Raw genomic sequence first — 13,349 nt, forward strand, 5'->3', positions numbered from 1 at the left:
GGGAGGGCAGTCGTCAGGCGCGCGAAGCGCGTCAAGCCCGCTACCGCAAGGTAAGCAGGAATCTCCCGGCTTCAGCCGGGAGAGCACTTCAATCGCTCAAACGTGAGGTGGTGGAGTTCCGCGACGCCATCCAGCCCTTGGCCCCGGTCATGCAGCCCCTCACCACCGCGCGGGATGACTGGCCGCGGCAGGTCGCTCCGTACTTGCGTGACGTCGCCGACCACCTCGCCCGCACCGACACCGAAGTCCGCGCTCTGGACGACCTGCTCGGTTCCGTTCTCGACGCCCATCTGGCGAAGGTGGGTACCTGGCAGAACGACGACATGCGCCGCATCAGCGCGTGGGCGGCCATCTTCGCCATCCCCACCATGGTGGCCGGGATCTACGGCATGAACTTCTCTCACATGCCCGAACTGAGCTGGCGCTACGGCTACCCGTGCGCGCTCGCCGTGATGGCCCTGGGGGCAGGACTGCTGTACCGGGCCTTCCGCCGCAACGGCTGGCTGTGACAGCGAACGGCTTCCTACGCGGTCGCACTGGCACGACACGATGCGGACGATGGCGCTGGTACTGCCCACGGTTGTGCTGCTGGGCCACTGGCAGCTCCTGGGCAGACAGGGCATCTACGCCGCAGCCGGCGCCCTGTTCGTACTCACCAACGGGTCCGTCAGCGTTCCCACTGCCACGGCCCGCATCACCGAGGCAGCTTTCCGCGCGGTGGTCGGCATCGCCGTCAACGCGCTGATCCGTCCGCCGGTCTACCTGCGTGATACCCGGGCCGCCGTGCGAGAGGCTGTCCAAGAGGCACACGACGTCCTTCAGACAGTGGCCGACGGGCTGGCCGAAGGCCGGTGGGACGCCGACGAGGCCGGTACCTGGCACGAGCGCGCCCTACGTCTGCAACGCGGTGGCCGACCAGGCCCGCGTTGCCATCGGCCGCAGTGGGGAAAGCCTGAGCATCAACCTGCGAGGCGCCTACGGAACAGGGCGGGTCCGCGTGGGAGTTGCAGGAACGCCTCGTCGGCACCAAGCAGCACCCCAGCAAGCCCGACGGCAGCGGTCCGGCTGTGGATCGTCAGCCTTCGCCCTCCACGTAAGGGTGGGCCCGACTGCGTAGTGGTGATGTTTTGTCCCACATGCCAGCGTGCTCCGCAGAGGGGATCCGTCTCGTATGTCACCTCTGCGGGGAAGCCGTCGACCATGACTCGCTCTGGCTTCGGGAGGTCGGCGAGGGCTCTGCCGCAACCTGGGCAGTGGGCCGGGGACCGCATGGGATGCATGCCCATCGGGATTATCTTCCTGGTGCGTCAGACGGATACCTGGGCGCGTCACGCAGGCGAGGGGCTCGTGGCTGGGACCTGCCGTGTGGTTGTCGTCCATCCGTACACTGCGGTCTCCTCGCTGGTGCACGACAGCAGACGCCAGGCGTCAAACGTCCATGCGAAAACCGCGTCTTGGCCGAAGCGCCGACCCAGTTCACGAGCCGCAGCGTCACTCATGCCGACGACGGCGGCGCTTTCCTCGATGTGCGCCCCGCACGCGGTGCCTCCTGCCGCGGGCCACCAGGTGAGGCCCAGCTGGTTGATGTTGTTGAGCAGCAGGCGTCGGGCACGGCCGTTGGCATCCGCAGGAGCGACACGGCCATGAGGATTGAAGGCAGTGATCACATGGATGGTGCGGCCGATGGAGTCAGGAAAGAGCCCCTCGGCCGTGCCGGGCGAACTCGGAGTGACCCGCACCGTACGGGCCCCGAACTGGATGTCCACCACGGCCTGCTGGTAGAGCATCCACTGCTCGGAGCTGACAGAGGTGACGATGGTGTGCATGAGGGCCTCCTGTGGATCAGAGGACCCCCTTACGTGTCGTGCAGGGAGATCCGCGCTTACCCCACCAAGCTGTGGGGGTGTTGGGCTTCCCTGGAGCCTTGCGTGTGAGCGAGGTCGTCGACTTATGACCGTCCAGGGGCGCGATCGTCTTCGTGATGAAGCCGGATGCTGTCACAACGCCGGCCGGAAAGCCAGAGAATTGGATCACGTTGCTGAGCGCCAGGATGGGGTGTTAGCTTCACGCCAGGTTACGAGTTCCAGCGTGAAGCCCAGGCTTGCTGGGCGGCATCCCACCCGCTGTGGGTGCCCCGGGTGACGGCCAGCCCTGCGTGTTCTGCGCGGGGAAGAGCGGATCAACCGGGTGTGGCACTACCGGGGGCCATCGAGTCCGGAAGATTCACGCCCACGGGGAACGAGAGTCTCGAAGCGCGTCCGGTGGTCTGGCTCGACGCCTGAGCTGTTGACCTCAGGATCCGGCAGCGGACACGTGACGAGTCAACTCGGCGGCCATTCGTCGCATGACGACGCGGTTGACGCGCTGCATCGCGGCTCGGACGACGGGTGCCAGCAGGCGTTCGGCGAGAGGGGCGCGCGCCCAGGCGTACGTGAACGAAACCTGGCTCCCGCCGTTTGGCAGCGGTTCGATGGTGTAGGTGCCGTGGGCCTGGCGTCGACCGGCCGCGCTGACGTTGCGTTCGACGATGCGCCGCGGCGCGTCGGCCTCGACGACCTCGATGGTGACGTCGGTCTCCACGCCACCCAGCGTGGCGGTGACCGTTGCGCACGATCCTATTCCGCGGCTGGGGCCGCTGTAGCGCCAGTTGGTCAGGTAGTGGTTGGTGAACTCCTCGTGGTGCGCCATGACATCAAGGAACTCGTAGACCTGCTCGGGCGTGTGCGGAACATCAATCGACACGGTGACAGATCGCATGTACCACACGGTACATGGGTCATGTACCAATTGGTACACTCGCGACGTGATGCACACGGACGACTCGCATCCCGAGGACGAGACCGGGCACGTCACGGACGGGGACCGGCGCGCGCAACTGGTCGACGCAGCCGTCGACCACGTGGCGGCACACGGCATCGCGGACCTGAGCCTGCGTCGCCTGGGCGCCGCGATCGGCGTCAGCCACCGCATGCTGATCCACTACTTCGGTTCCAAGGAACAGTTGCTCTTCGAGATCGTCCGGGCATCGGAGCGACGCCAGCGCGGTCTGCTGTCCCGGCTCCGCACGGAGCCCGGTCTCTCACCCGCCGACGTCGCGCGGCGACTGTGGCAGCAGCTGACGGACCCTCGACTGGCCGGTCAGGAGCGGCTCTTCTTCGAGATCTGCGGGCACGCGCTGCGGGGCCGCCCCGAGGCCCTCCCGATTCTCGAAGTGCTCGTGGCGGACTGGCTGGAACCGCTCGCGGCCGCCGAAGTCGCTGCGGGGACGGACCCTGTCACGGCCCACAACCGCGCCAGGCTGGGACTCGCCACCGTCCGTGGTCTGCTGCTCGACCTGCTCGCCACCGGTGACCGCGCCGGCGTCGACGCGGCGATGGAGGAGTTCCTTCGGCTGTACTACGGCCCGGAGTGACGGAGTCGCTGATCAGGCCAAGCGGCCAGGCCCGACGACGTATCCCACTTCGGCTCGGCAGCAGATCTCGGGGCAGGCCGGCCTGGCCAGTGCTGTCACCGCATTAGGTTTGCCGGCGGTGGGGTCCGCGGGCACCTGGATGTGCGGTGGCGCCTGGCCAAGTCGTCCGACCGGCACTTCGACGCCTGCGTGCCCCTGGCAGAATCCCTCCCGTGATTGAGGAGAAGCTCGACGCGCTCTCGCAGATGATGGACGAGTACCAGGCCATGCCATTTCCACGTGGGTTCCGCGGCCTGGACATTGAGGACCAGGACATGGTCATGCTCGATGCCGATACCGCGGGCTACGCCTCGCGCGTCCTCAAGGGCCCCCTCGCCCAACCGTCCCGAGAAGGCCTGATCGGATTGGTGGGGGTGTTCGAGAGGGTTCTTCCGGCCATCGGTGACGAGTACGCCGCCAAGTTCTACACACACGCACGCGACGTGGCCATGCTGGCCGCCGACATCGAAGCCATGCGCGACAAGTAGTCCTCCGAGGGGAAGGCTCGCCTGGTCGACGGTCACGGCGGTCGGACGTGCGGTGACGGCCGATCCGATCGCTCGGCTCGGGCCAGTCCCGTGCCGTGCTCGGGACACGCGATCTGCCGTCGCCCAGTGTCACGTACGGAGCGGCCTTGCCGTCCTGGTCAGGCGAGGTCCGTCAGGTCCTCCGCGAATACCTGCGACAGAGGTTGCGGTCCCACGTACTGCTGGCAGTTGCACTCGCCGGCCTCGTAGCGCAGAGGCTTCCTGTTCTCGTCCCAGGCCGTTGGCACCTCGACGCGTTCGTGGCACCGGCCCTGCTTGTCGTGCTTGGCGAGATGGTGCGTGCATCCGCACACAGGCTCCGGAGGCTTGTGCGCTGCTTCGACGGCCAAGCGTTCCTGCCTCGTCGCTTCCAGCAACTGCAACTTGCGCTCATGCCGATTGCGCAGTGCGGTGCGGACGTTGTCGGCTGCCCACGCGAAGCCACCCGTCCAGAAGACGATGAGAACCCACCAGATCCAGTTCATCAGTTTTCCCTTCCCCCTGTGCTGCTGCGGACCCGCATAAGGGCCGATCCGAAGCGCCTTCATCTTGTCATGCAGGCCCCAGACACGCCTTCCGGCGTGCCGCAGATCGAGTCCCGTTCCAGTGAACAAGTGACGATCCGCGGTCGGCGGCATCAACAGAGTGGTCCGTCGCAGCCAGGCCCGGGACGCCGTGGTCTCGCATGAGCCTTCGCCGCCCCGGTCCGCCACCAGCATTACTGCCTGCTGCTGGAGTGCACCCTTCGGCCGCGCATGCTCACCCGGCCATGACTTTTGCAGAACTGCAATGGCAGCACGTACAACCAATCGGAAAGCACGCACGTCAAACCCTTGTGAAGTCGCAGACGCTTCGTCGCAGCGCTGTACCGGTGACCATCCTCAGCCTGTTCGTGCTAGCCGGATGCTCAAGAGGCGAAGTGAGCACGAGGAACGAGTCGATCACCGGGCCGGTTACCGTGAGCGTCGACGATCGCACCCTCACAGTGATGACGGAATCAGGCGGGTGCGACGAGGCTCCTCAACTCCTTGCGTCTGAGGCGTTGAAGACGGTCTCCCTGACTGTGCGTGTCACCACACGCGTCCGCCCCGGCTCTGCGTGCCCAGCTGACGCCCGCTTCGGCCCGGCCCGCGTGACCCTGAACAGCGCCCTTGGGCCGAGGACCGTGACCGACAGAATCACTGGGCGTCGACTACCGGTTCGGAGAAGCTGACGGCGTCACAGGCATTCGAGAGACGTCCTAGTCGCGGACGCTGCGGGCGAGCCAGGGGCTGAGTGTGCTGCGCAAGATCAGCTCTTTAAGGGTCTCATCACCGGGCAGGGGGACAATCAGCCACAGACCGGGAGGGAAGACTCTCCCGTTTACATAGGCCAGGCCGCCGTAGATGGACCGCAGGAACGCCGGGACAGCGTCCCGGGGCACGTCCTCGAAGTCGACGTCGTCGACAGTGATTTTCGCGTCGTCCTCCGGGAAGATCCGGACGGATATGGCGGTAGAGCCCCCCAGGTCGATGAATGCCTCGTGCGGCAGCGAGCCGTCAGGGTCGAGGACTGTGAATGCCCCGGCCGAGGTGCGGCGGGACGTCTGGTCTGCGCCGATGGCGTCGGCGACGGTCATCTCCAGGCTGTACTCCTGCGCGATCTCACGAATCGCCATGACAGCAGCCTCGGTGCTCGCCAGATACGGACGCTTCATATCCCCGATCATGCCTTACGAGTGGTGGGCGCACCTCCACGTTGAAGAAGTCAAATGACGGGCAGGCCGCGTTCCGTCTCGCTGGTCGCAGCACAAGGTCTGGTGCCTCGTCGTGATCGGCGCCCTCTCGACAGGTCTAACGGCTGTGCGGTGTCGGTCAGTTCCCGAACGAGGTGTGACGTTTTCTCCAGCCTGTAGACCTGTCGCAGCACGCCATGACGGCCCCATACTCCAGGACCCGACGAACCGACCGGCGAAGGAGCATGGTGAGCGCGGCGGCGGCAGCAGGGACCTGGAAGCTCGGAGACCTGGAGGTAAATCGCATCGGCTACGGTGCCATGCGGCTGACGGGAAACGGCATGATGGGCAACTCCGACGGCACCCCCATCGACCGCGATGCCGCTGTCGGCCTGCTGCACAGCGCTTTCGAGCAGGGTGTCAACCACGTCGACACGGCCGCCTTCTATTTCTCGCCACTGCGGTCCGCGAACGAGCTCATCAACCGCGCTCTCTCGTCCTGGTACGGCGACGTGGTCGTGGTGACCAAGGTCGGCCCGGCGCGCGATCCCTCCGGCGAGTGGCTCACCGTGGCTCGCCCCGACCAGCTGCGCGGCCAGGTCGAGGAGAACCTGCGCCAGCTCGGTCGGGACCACCTGGGCGTGGTGAATCTGCGCCGCGATCCCGGCACGGCCTCGATCCCCGAGCACTTCGGCGCCCTTGTCGAGCTGCGCCAGGCGGGCCTGATCCGGCACCTCGGGCTCTCCAACGTCCGCCCAGAGCACGTGACCGAAGCCCTGATGATCGCGCCTGTGGTCTGCGTGCAGAACTCCTACGGCCTGGACTGGCGCCGCGCCGATGAGAGCGGGCTGGTGGATCTGTGCCGGGAGCAGGGCATCGCTTTCGTCCCGTACTTCGCCGTCTCCGGCCTGCGGCGCGAGGCGGCAGCAAGCGATGAGGACGACGCGCGCGTCCCGCCCGCGCCCACAATGCGACGCCGGCCCAGGTACGGCTCGCCTGGACGCTCCACCGCGGACCGCACGTGCTCGCCATCCCCGGCACCACGAACCCGGCACACCTCGCAGAGAACATCGCCGCGGGAGCCCTGAGCCTGACAGAGGAGGAGTTGGCTGTCCTCGACACGCCTTGCGAGGGCTCCGCTTGGCCCCCGGCCGGCGGTGCTCGTAGGGACAGGAACCAGCCCTGAGCGTCATCGCCTGATGGGAACGCAGACGCCGGTGCAGGGTCAGAGGGACTTCCAGAGGCGGAAGCGGGGCTTCTTCGCGACGGGAATCGTTCTGCTGTGAATACGCACTCGACTCTCCTCCGGCAGTTCCTTCTCCCCGGTCAGACGGACGCTCCCGGACGAGTTGATCGTGACAGAAGCGCGGGGGATGGCCCGCAATGCCGACACGTCTGCTTCCAGCGTCATGGAAGAGTGGTGCTCCATCTGGGCACTCAGCGTCGTGAGGTTGGGAAAGACGTCCCGCAGTTCGCCGAAATCAATGCGGTTCTGCACTTCCGCCGTCAGGCGCAGAGACCGGATCTGCGGAAGCGGCGGCAGGTGAAGTTCCGCGAGACCGGACAGTTGGGTGAGGTCTATGTCAAGGTTGACGAGTTCGGGCAACATCACCAATTTCCGCAACTCGACTGTGGCGAAGGGGGTACGGACATCAGCGGCCAAATGAAGTGTCGTGAGCCGGGGCCAGCGTTCAATGCCGTCGAGGGTCGGTGCGCTCAGAGTTGACGGCCCCAAGATGAGGGTCCGCAGTTGTGAAGGCAGGGGTAGGTTCGTCAGCTGCCCCCAGGGTTGGCGGCTGTTGATGGCGATCGAGGTCAGTCCCTGCAGTCCGGCGAGGGGACTCATGTCCGGCCCTACCGGCATCTTCTCCAGTTGCAGAAGCTCAATGTTCGCGTCGGAGATGTGTGAGTAGTCCTTCAGGCTGCCGCAGTCCTGGAGTCTCAGCGAGCGCAGGCGTGGCGCACAACTGACGAGAAACCGGAGATCACGGAAGGAGTCATTGCTCACCAGTCGCAGCTCGCTGGGCTCGGTGGCGAGCAGCCCGGGTGTCATGAGGTCTTCCGCGAAGGAGCCGTTGATCTCCAGTGCCATTACTCGACCGATCCGGCCGAGGGCGGACAGCTGGGACTCCGTGCTCACGGTGAGGTACACACCGGTCAGTTCCATCTCGGACAGGATCTCGTCGACGAACCGCTGGTCGTCGAACGAACTCCAGGCGTCGACCACCTTTTTCCGCACAAGAGCATCGGGATGGTCTCGGAACTGCCGCAGGATCTGAAAGGCATGCTCGCCACCGATTCGGGCGGCCGTCTCTACCGTGGCCGCCGCCTCCCTGTCGTCCAGCTGATCCGGCCCCGGCAGGAGATCGAGCACGACCGGCCCCGCGCCGGCCAGCTTCTCCGCCGCCTCGGAGTCCCGGGGTGGGAGCAGCAGGGCCGCTCGTTCCTCCGCCGCGCGTCGCACCGCCGGCGCCAGCATGGTGGCGTGTTCCAGGCTGGCGGCGGCAAGCAGGTGCAGCCGGGTGCGGATCTCGTCGTGCGGCGCGACGTCTCCCCGCTCCAGCAGGCTGCCGATCAGCATGGCGCGTTCCTCGGGGCGGCCGTGTCCTACGGCCATCCGGACCACGTCCTCCCACTGCGGGTCGGCGGCATGTTCCGCGACCTGCGGGAGGTCCTGGGCCTCGACCGCGGCCTTCGCTCCGAGATAGTCCTGGAACGTGCGGTGGACGAAATCAGCGGTCTGCGGGGTGGGCTCACGCAGCAGACCGCTGCGGCGCAGGAGGTGGCGCAGGACATCCCGTGCCCGGTCCGGCGGGGCCACACCGGGCATGGCGGGCAGCAGCCGCTCGATCAGCCTGACCACCTTGTCCTGCTCCGCCTCGGTCTGGCCGTTGCGGATCAGCCACCAGGCGAGCTCCTGGAGGAGTTGCCGCTGAGCGTCCTCCGGAATGTCGAAGCCCTCCGGTACGCCCACATCGCGTTCCTTGTCGCGGCGGACAAGCAGCATGGTGAGCGCCGCGCCGTACAACTCCATCCGGCTCTCCGGCAGATAGGTACGGCGATCGCGGTGCAGCGCGCAGATCATCGCGCACATCAGCGGATTGGTGGCGAGACGTGCCAGGTCTCTCTTACGTCGCAGGGTGTCCAGCAGGCGCTCTCTGTACCGGTCACGCTCCGGCGCGGCCTCGGCGCTCTCTCCGAAGGCGGCCTGGTGCCAGCGCGCTACGAATGCCTCGACGTCCTGCTGGTTCATGGGCAGCAGATTCAACTCGGTGAAGTCCCGGCGCGTCAGCCAGCCCTCGCTCACGGCGGTGGGGCGGGTGGTGATGACGCAGTTGCAGTCGGGGTAAGCGGCAAACAGCCCGGTGAGCCATTCCTGGGTTCGTTCCCGGTCACGTTCGGGGATCTCATCCACACCGTCGATGAGAAGCAGCGCACGGCCCGAGCGCATCACCTCCTCCGCCCAGTCGGGCGGCGGGCTGAGCGGAGTACCGGTGGCGGCCAGGAAATTGCCGGGACTGGGCAGAGCCCCCTGCCTGATCAGTGTGCGCAGCGGCAGGACAAAGGGCACGCAGTCATCGAGATGACCGAGCCGATAGCTGAAGTCGTCCCGGGCCGCGGTGATGGCCAGCCACTGGATGAGAGTGGTCTTCCCGGAGCCGGCCAGACCACGCAGCAGCACCCGGCGCTTTCCGGACAGGGCGGACTCGACGCGCTGACGGCCGCTGGACACGTCGTGCCTGGGGACGGTTTCCAGGAGGTCGGCGCGGTCCTGGCTGCTTTGGTGGGACAGCTCCAGGCTCAGATAGGCGGTGTCGAGTGGCCATTGCGCATGGTCACTCCTGCTGAAGTCGAGCCCGAAGATGCGGAGTTCGCCGTAGTTCCGCTCCACGTACGAACGGTAGTCGGATTCGAAACCGGCACGTGGTGCGCGACTCCGTCCCGCGTCTTCCAAGGTGGGAAGCTCTCCGAGGTGTTCGAAGTACGCGTCGTAGAAGCCCGCGACGATGTGGATCGCGGTGGCCGGGACGGCCGTGAGGCGACCGTGCTGCCAGCCGTCAGGGTCCGTGGTCACCACACCCACCAGCAGCTCTCCGTCGAAAAGAGCCGCCCCGGACATCCCCGCCCACGGGGAGCCGCCGTCGCGCCGGGGTGCCGGCGGCGTATGGACGAGGTCGAGCACGTACCCTCCACGCACCATGTTCGACCCCGGCTTGAGCGTCCCGACCAGCTGCTCGCTGTCGAGCTGCCCTGTCCCACTGCGTTGAACAGCGGGGAAACCGATCGCCTGGCAGTTGGGGCGCGGTTTCAGATCACTGGTCTGTCCCCACCGGACCGGCCCCCAGCCAGCGGTGGTCTCGGGTGCGACCAGGTCATCGGCAGCCAGCAGCAGTGCCACATCGCAGTTCTCGTGGGTTCCTTCCCAGACCGGCCGGCAGGGGATCCGTCCACGGCCATCGGGGACGATGGCATGAACGCTGTCGCTGCCCACAACGACATGGGCTGCGGTGAGGACCAGCCGAGGGCCGAGGAGATAACCACTGCCCTGGCGAGAGGCACCGAGGACGGCGGCGATGCGCTCCTTGCGCGGACCGGACACGGCGCGCCACCCGCCTACGAGGTGCGGCCGAAGGCCGAGGTGTCCGCCGGGGCGTCGTTGCCGACTTCCCAGCCACCCCCCGTACGCGCGTTCTTGGGCCGGAGCGTGAAGCTGACCCGGTGGGTGTGCGCCTTGGACCGGCCGGCATCGGCGTCGGCCGAGATCACCCACGCCCGCACACCCGACTTCACGCGCACGTCACGGCGCAGTTCGACCGTGAACTCCAGGTGGATGTCCCCCACTTCAAAGGACAGTTCACCGCCGGTTCCGCGCGCTGCGGCGGTGAGCAGCTCATCGCGTACGGCCTGGACGGCGTCCGCCAGCTCGATCCCGTCGATCCCAGTGAAGTCGTCACTCACTTGGTCAACGCTATGCCAACGCGTCTGCTTGCGCCATGAGTTCGGGCTCTAATGACGATCAGTCAGTGGTGGAGGCCCGGTCGTCCCAGCAGGGCGCGGGTCAACAGTCCGCTGGAGACACCGAGGCCGATGGCCGCGGCTGCCCACCACGGCGCCCAAGGCAGGAGTCCGAGGGCCTGATCGGCCGACCAGCGGCCCGGGCCGGCGAGCGTCAGCACGGCAGGCACGAGCACCAGGACGAGCGGGTACTCGTAGCCGTCGTGCTGCACCCACAGCCCGTTGCGCCACTTCACCGATGCCGCGACCGTCATGACCCCCGCTGCGATGGTGGCCGCCAAGGGGGTGAGCGCTCCCGCGCACAGCAGCAGGCCCGCAGCGATCTGCCCGAGGCCCGCGGCCGCCGCGGAATCCGTCCGCTCGGAACTCCGCCGCTCCGCCCGCTATCCCGTGGCCGCCGAGACGGTGGCTGACCTTCTGGATCCCGTGCCCAGCGAACAACAGGCCCACGGCCAGCCTCAGGATGAGCAATCCGGTGTTCATCACACTTCTTCCTCATGCGGGGGGTAGGTGGATAGGGAGTGGTGGGTCTCCGCGCGTCACAGCACGAAGCAGGCGTCGAAGATCTCGGAAGCGGTTTCGGGGGCGAAGCCGCGGGCGGCGCGCCACTGCCGGTGCTGCTCGGACTCGGCGACCGCCTGGCCGAGCAGTTCCGCCTGCCGTGCGCCCGAGATGCTGGGCCTGACGGTGGCCTGATAGCCACCGAAGTGCGCCACCGGGCTCCAGGCGGGGCTGACGGCCGGGATCGGCTCGTCCAGGCCCTCGTACTCGCCGACGGCGTACACGATCCGGCCGCCGACGACGGTGAGCAGCGACTCGATGTACGGGATGTCCTGCTCCGGGACCGTGAAGAAGTCGTCGGAGAGGATGGCCAGGTCCCCGTAGTAGCCGGGGGCGAGGATGCCCTTGACGTCCTGCTCTCCGGTGAGCTTGGCGCCGGCCCGGGTGTACATCTCCAGGGCGGTCTCGCGGCTGACGCGGTTCTCCGGCGGGTAGATCGTCAGGTCGCCGACGGTGCGGCCGGCGACCAGCCAGTGCAGTGCGACCCAGGGGTTGTAGGAGGAGACCCGGGTGGCGTCGGTGCCGGCGCCGAGGGTCAGACCGCGGTCCAGCATGGCGCCGATCGGCGGTGCCTCGGCGGCAGCTCCGGGGCCGTAGCGGCGTACGGACGCCTCGCCCTGGAAGGACATGCGGTTCTGCACCGACATGGCGCCGCCGAGCGCGGCGACGCGGTCGAGGCTGTCGCGGGAGACGGTCTCCGCGTGGTCGAACAGCCAGCGGTTGCCGGCGGGAAAGAGGCCCTCGGCGGCGAGCTTCTCGAATACGGCGAGGTCGCGACGGATCGTCTCGTCGTAGGTGGCGTGCAGGCGGAAGCCCCAACCGTTCTCCATCAGCAGCCGTACAGCCTGCCCGAACTCGTCCTCGCACGCGCCGAGTTCGGGCCGTGGCTGGGTGAAGTTCTCGAAGTCGGCGGCGGCCCAGGTCAGGTTCTCGCCCGCACCGTTGAGGCGCAGCCATTCGTCGCCGTCGCCGGGACGGACCGTCTCGATCCAGCGCTTGAGGTCGGCGATTTCCTGTCCGCCGGTCTGGGGGAACAGGTGGTAGGCGATCCGCAGGGAGAGCCGGCCGTCCTTGGCCAGGTCGATGACGGTGCCGTAGTTGTCGGGGAAGTCCTGAAAGCCGTCGGCCGCGTCGATGGCAGAGGTCGGACCGAAGCGGTTGAGCCCGCGCAGGTAGTGACGGGTGGACGTCTTGAGGTCCTCGCCCTGCAGGGTGGGGGCTTTCGCCAGCGTCGAGTAGAGGATCAGGGCGCCGGGGGCGGCCAGCAGCATGCCGGTGGGCTCACCGTCGTGGCCGCGGACGATCTGCCCGCCGCGGGGGTCGGGAGTGTCCTTGGTGAAGCCCGCCGCCTGGACCGCGGCCCGATTCATGATCGCCGACTGGTAGAGGTTCAGCACGAACACGGGGGTGTCCGGGGCCGCGGCGTTGAGTTCGGAGACGGTCGGCAGGCGCTTCTCGGCGAACTGGTCGGCGGAGAAGCCCCCGACGACGCGGACCCACTTGCCCTTGGGAGTGCGGGCGGCCTGCTCACGGAGCATGGCCAGGCCCTCCCCCAGGGTGGGCACACCGTCCCAGCGCAGCTCCAGGACGTAGTTCAGGCCGCCGCGGATGACGTGCAGGTGGGAGTCGTTCAGACCGGATCTTCTTGCGGCCGGTGGCCTTGATGGCCTCGACGACCGCGTTGTCCTCCCAGGCGTTCATCGTGGTGCGGTCGATGAATCTCCCGGCCGGGGAAGACCTCGGCGAGCTGGGGGAGGATCGGGCCGGAGAAGGACTCGGCGGCCACGGTAGTGAGGACGACGGGGACGTCGAAGGCCTTGGCGGCCTTGGCCAGGCCCACGATGGCGTTGATGATCGCGGTGCGGTCGCCGCTGCCGGTGCCGAAGAACATCTGCGGCTGGTGGTCGACGAACAGCATCACCGAGTTGTCGGACGTCAGCAGGGCCGGGCTGGGAGCGGCCTTGACATGAGCAGCACTGAACATGGTGACTCCTCCCCCTCGTGAACGAGGGGGCTTCTCGCTATGCCGGTGCGGCGTCGCGACGGACCAGCCCGGCCCGTAGAACGTTCAGGGCGCCCA

General features: G+C 67.5%; 9 protein-coding genes, 4 pseudogenes and 1 riboswitch. Of the genes and pseudogenes, 4 read left to right on the forward strand and 9 right to left on the reverse strand.

The window, feature by feature from the left end; all coding sequences use genetic code 11:
* A partial coding sequence (locus tag ACFYX0_RS43785) for a CorA family divalent cation transporter (RefSeq protein WP_388980397.1) occupies window positions 1-509 on the forward strand: 509 nt, incomplete at its 5' end.
* An 819-nt stretch (window positions 510-1,328) separates the two neighbouring features.
* On the opposite strand, the gene ACFYX0_RS43790 is transcribed toward ACFYX0_RS43785, so the two are convergent.
* Together ACFYX0_RS43790 and ACFYX0_RS43795 are read right to left on the reverse strand one after the other, a co-directional pair.
* The gene (locus tag ACFYX0_RS43790) at window positions 1,329-1,826 is read right to left on the reverse strand and encodes a DUF3293 domain-containing protein (RefSeq protein ID WP_388980400.1); all 498 of its coding nucleotides are present in this window, start codon (window positions 1,824-1,826) and stop codon (window positions 1,329-1,331) included.
* Between the two features lie 246 nt (window positions 1,827-2,072).
* Window positions 2,073-2,181, forward strand: a riboswitch (SAM riboswitch).
* 111 nt (window positions 2,182-2,292) lie between these two features.
* Window positions 2,293-2,757, reverse strand: coding sequence for an SRPBCC family protein (locus ACFYX0_RS43795; RefSeq protein ID WP_388980402.1), 465 nt, complete (start codon window positions 2,755-2,757; stop codon window positions 2,293-2,295).
* A 49-nt stretch (window positions 2,758-2,806) separates the two neighbouring features.
* On the opposite strand from ACFYX0_RS43795, the gene ACFYX0_RS43800 reads away from it, so the two are divergent.
* The gene (locus ACFYX0_RS43800) at window positions 2,807-3,412 is read left to right on the forward strand and encodes a TetR/AcrR family transcriptional regulator (RefSeq protein ID WP_388980419.1); all 606 of its coding nucleotides are present in this window, start codon (window positions 2,807-2,809) and stop codon (window positions 3,410-3,412) included.
* Window positions 3,413-3,624: 212 nt separating this feature from the next.
* The gene (locus ACFYX0_RS43805; RefSeq protein ID WP_388980405.1) at window positions 3,625-3,939 is read left to right on the forward strand and encodes a hypothetical protein; all 315 of its coding nucleotides are present in this window, start codon (window positions 3,625-3,627) and stop codon (window positions 3,937-3,939) included.
* A gap of 158 nt (window positions 3,940-4,097) precedes the next feature.
* On the opposite strand, the gene ACFYX0_RS43810 is transcribed toward ACFYX0_RS43805, so the two are convergent.
* Complete coding sequence (locus tag ACFYX0_RS43810) at window positions 4,098-4,463, reverse strand: hypothetical protein (protein ID WP_388980407.1); 366 nt, start codon at window positions 4,461-4,463, stop codon at window positions 4,098-4,100.
* 755 nt (window positions 4,464-5,218) lie between these two features.
* A complete protein-coding gene (locus ACFYX0_RS43815) occupies window positions 5,219-5,674 on the reverse strand; it encodes a hypothetical protein (protein ID WP_388980410.1) in 456 nt (151 codons plus the stop codon).
* Between the two features lie 263 nt (window positions 5,675-5,937).
* Here ACFYX0_RS43815 and ACFYX0_RS43820 point away from each other — a divergent pair.
* Window positions 5,938-6,878 (forward strand): annotated as a pseudogene (locus ACFYX0_RS43820) (aldo/keto reductase).
* Window positions 6,879-6,917: 39 nt separating this feature from the next.
* Here ACFYX0_RS43820 and ACFYX0_RS43825 read toward each other — a convergent pair.
* From ACFYX0_RS43825 to ACFYX0_RS43845, 5 genes and pseudogenes are all read right to left on the reverse strand, one after another.
* Entirely contained in the window at window positions 6,918-10,292 is a 3,375-nt protein-coding gene (locus ACFYX0_RS43825; protein ID WP_388980413.1) for an NACHT domain-containing protein, read from the reverse strand.
* Between the two features lie 14 nt (window positions 10,293-10,306).
* Complete coding sequence (locus ACFYX0_RS43830) at window positions 10,307-10,651, reverse strand: trypco2 family protein (protein WP_388980416.1); 345 nt, start codon at window positions 10,649-10,651, stop codon at window positions 10,307-10,309.
* A gap of 62 nt (window positions 10,652-10,713) precedes the next feature.
* A pseudogene (locus ACFYX0_RS43835) lies at window positions 10,714-11,191 on the reverse strand (DoxX family protein).
* A 56-nt stretch (window positions 11,192-11,247) separates the two neighbouring features.
* Window positions 11,248-12,906, reverse strand: a pseudogene (locus ACFYX0_RS43840) (amidohydrolase); the annotation flags it as partial.
* A 1-nt stretch (window position 12,907) separates the two neighbouring features.
* A pseudogene (locus ACFYX0_RS43845) lies at window positions 12,908-13,253 on the reverse strand (isochorismatase family protein); the annotation flags it as partial.
* Window positions 13,254-13,349 lie beyond the last annotated feature (96 nt).

Origin of the sequence: Streptomyces sp. NPDC002573 (assembly GCF_042889625.1) — a bacterium.
Lineage (GTDB): Bacteria > Actinomycetota > Actinomycetes > Streptomycetales > Streptomycetaceae > Streptomyces > Streptomyces gibsoniae.

Excerpts from the sequence above, each read along its gene's own strand:
- ACFYX0_RS43790 (WP_388980400.1), bottom strand. The coding sequence starts at position 1,826 with ATGCACACCATCGTCACCTCTGTCAGCTCCGAGCAGTGGATGCTCTAC.
- ACFYX0_RS43795 (WP_388980402.1), bottom strand. The coding sequence starts at position 2,757 with ATGCGATCTGTCACCGTGTCGATTGATGTTCCGCACACGCCCGAGCAG.
- ACFYX0_RS43800 (WP_388980419.1), top strand. The coding sequence starts at position 2,807 with ATGCACACGGACGACTCGCATCCCGAGGACGAGACCGGGCACGTCACG.
- ACFYX0_RS43810 (WP_388980407.1), bottom strand. The coding sequence starts at position 4,463 with ATGAACTGGATCTGGTGGGTTCTCATCGTCTTCTGGACGGGTGGCTTC.
- ACFYX0_RS43815 (WP_388980410.1), bottom strand. The coding sequence starts at position 5,674 with ATGAAGCGTCCGTATCTGGCGAGCACCGAGGCTGCTGTCATGGCGATT.